The organism is Parolsenella sp. (assembly GCF_982402205.1).
The window spans coordinates 1-2751 of the sequence record NZ_CEVYAT010000177.1 but is presented as its reverse complement, the minus strand read 5'-3'; the positions used below and the strand labels follow the sequence as shown (position 1 = coordinate 2751).

General features: G+C 68.5%; 4 protein-coding genes. All 4 read right to left on the bottom strand.

The window, feature by feature from the left end; genetic code table 11:
• On the bottom strand, nucleotides 1-276 hold a 276-nt coding region (locus AC1VTH_RS07730), incomplete at its 3' end, for a flavoprotein (protein ID WP_481335559.1).
• A 4-nt stretch (nucleotides 277-280) separates the two neighbouring features.
• On the bottom strand, nucleotides 281-1000 hold the full coding sequence (locus tag AC1VTH_RS07725; RefSeq protein WP_481335558.1) for a zinc ribbon domain-containing protein: 720 nt from the start codon (nucleotides 998-1000) through the stop codon (nucleotides 281-283).
• A gap of 1 nt (nucleotide 1001) precedes the next feature.
• Nucleotides 1002-1787 (bottom strand): Nif3-like dinuclear metal center hexameric protein, encoded by a 786-nt coding sequence (locus tag AC1VTH_RS07720; RefSeq protein ID WP_481335557.1) that lies wholly within the window; start codon nucleotides 1785-1787, stop codon nucleotides 1002-1004.
• 51 nt (nucleotides 1788-1838) lie between these two features.
• A partial coding sequence (locus tag AC1VTH_RS07715) for a cysteine desulfurase family protein (RefSeq protein WP_481335556.1) occupies nucleotides 1839-2751 on the bottom strand: 913 nt, incomplete at its 5' end.

The following is a 2751-nucleotide window of genomic DNA, read 5'->3' as shown; positions in this document are numbered from 1 at the left end:
GGCCACGAGGGCGAGGTCTGCCCACTCGGCGAGCTCGATGTGCGGGATGGGGCTCGTCTCGTCATCGAAGAGGTCGAGGGTGACGTGGTGGCCCGAGAGCGCCTCGAAGGTGCGCGGGCCCACGAGCTCGCAGGCGCTCCTGGTCATCGCCACGCGGACCTCGCAGCCCTCCTTCTGAAGGCCGCGCAGGACCTCGCAGGCCTTGTAGGCCGCGATGCCGCCGGTGACGAACAGGGCCACGCGCGCCGCGTGACTATCGACGAGCGTAACAGCCATGGTGTTACTCCTCCCCTTCCGTGGAAACCACGAGGATTCGCTTGCAGTAGGGGCAGGTTGTGACCTCAGCGCCGCTCCTGCGGATGTCGGTGAACGAGCTCGGCTGAAGCGTCACGCGGCAGGCCGACGGGCGGTTGCCCACGAGCGTCTCGACGGCGAGGCCGCCAAAGCGTGCGCGGGCCGCCTCGTAGTCGGCGACCATCTTGGCGGGCAGCGCGGCCACGATGCGCTCGCGCTCGGCGGCGAGGGCCTTCACCTTGTCGGTGATCTGGGCCATGGCCTGCTTGAACGAGCCGAGCTGGGCGGCCTCCTCGCGCTCGAGCTTGTCGGTAAGGGCGCGGGCGTTGGCCTCGGCGCGCTCGACGGTCTCGAGCTGGGGCAGCAGCTTGTCGGTGTCGAAGTCGCACTTCTCGATTTTCTTGGCGAGCAGGGAGAGGTTGTACTCCATCTCCTGGGCGTTGCGGAAGTCCTGGTTGTAGGTGCCGGTCTGGATCTCGTTCATCTTCTGCGAGAAGAACTCCTTGGACTCGGCGAGGTCGTTGATCTCGATCTCGATGTCCTTGCGCTGGCCCACGATCTTGGTGAGCTCGCCGGCGACCTTCTTGGAGGCCGCGCGGGCCGCCTCTACGCGGGCGCGCTGCGGAAGCGCCGCGGCCGTCTTCTTCGACTTCATGAGCTCCAGATCGATCTCCTGAAGTCTCAGCAGGTTGGATGCCTCAGACATGTCACTCACTCCCCGTGCCATACGCGTGCCAGCGCAGGCCCTCGTCCAGGATTTGTATGCGTGTATCAGGTGCCCCGGCGCGGATCGTGTCCGCGAGCACGCCCGCGTAGGGCCGCTCCGAGGCATCGTGCCCCACGAGTATAGCGGCAACTCCGGCGCATCCGAGCTCGAGGAGGCGATGATATCCCGCCTCCCCAGCAATCACGCAATCGACGCCTCGCATGCGCGCGACCTCACCTAGCGACCCCAGCGAGCCGGAGCAGACGGCGACGACGCCTAGCTTGCGGGAATTATCGCCCCAGACCGTGGGCGTGCAGCCGTAGGCCGCAGCCGCGCGCTTCGCGAGCTCGTCGAGCGTCAGGCCGCCCGCGTCGAGCAGGGCGCCGTATCCGTCTGGCTCCACGAGGCGACCCGTGCGCACAAGGCAAAGGAGACTTGCCTGCAGGTCGAGCGCCGCTTCGTTTCTGTCGAGGTTCGTGTGCATCGCGATGAGCGAGACGCCCAGGCGTGCCGCTTCGAAGACGGCAGCACCTGCCTGCGAGCTCGTGGTGGCCTCGGGCGTCATGCGCGCGGGCGCGTCGAGAAAGGCTGGGTGGTGGGTCACGAGCACGTTGGCTCCGGCTGCTGCCGCCCGGCGGATAGCCTGCGGTGTGGGGTCGAGGGCGCAGGCGACTGCCAAGACCTCGTCGCGTGGGTTACCCACGAGAAGGCCGGGGCGGTCCCAGCTCTCGGCGTCTTCGGCCGGAAAGCGTGCGAGCAGGAGCTGTTCAAGTTCCGAGACGTTCACGATGCCTCCCTTTGAAAAAGGGCCCGGACGAACCGGGCCCAGGAATTGATGCTATTTGACGGAGACGATGCCGAGCAGGGCGTCGCAGAAGGCGTCGAGCTCCTCGAGCGTGACGCGCTCGTCGAAGCTCACGCGCAGCGACCCCAGCGCCTCGTCTCGGGCGATGCCCATGGCGGAGAGCACGTGGCTGGGGTCGAGCGACCTGCTCGAGCAAGCGGAGCCCGCCGAGACCTCGAAGCCTATGTTGTCGAGCTTGAGCACGAGCGACTCGGAGTCCATCGAGGGCACCATGACGCTCACCATGCCGGGCAGTCTCGTGTGGTCGACATGCGCCACCGTCGTGGGGATAATCCCGGTCCCAGGCGCGCAGAGGCGCTCGTAGACATGGTTGGCGAGCGCCTCGACCGCGGGGCGGACGCTGGGAAGCTCGCGGCAGACGAGCTCGGCTGCCGCGGCGAAGGCGACGGCGCCGGCGACGTCCTGTGTGCCGGGCCTGCGGCCCAACTCCTGCCCGCCTCCGAGCGACTGGGCGTCGAAGGGGCAGCGCGTGCGCATGGCCACCGCACCCACGCCGAGAGGGCCGCCGATCTTGTGGGCAGCCACCGAGACCGCGTCTGCCTTGGCGCAGTCGAGGTCGATGCGGCCAAAGGCCTGCACGGCGTCGACGTGTGCGAGCGCGCCGCCTGCGTGCGCCGCCTCGACGATATTGGCCGTGGGCTGGACGACGCCCGTCTCGTTGTTCGCGGCCATGACGCTCACGAGGGCGCACGAGTCGCCCATGACGCTCGCGACCTCCTCGGCGCTCACGACGCCGTCGCGGCCGGACCTGGCGAGGACCACCTCGAAGCCGCGCCCGCGCAGGATGCTCGCGACGTCGAGCACCGAGTCGTGCTCGATCGCGGAGAGAACCACGCAGTTGCGCTTGTTGGCGCTCTTGCGGCGTGCGCCCTCGGCCATGCCGAGC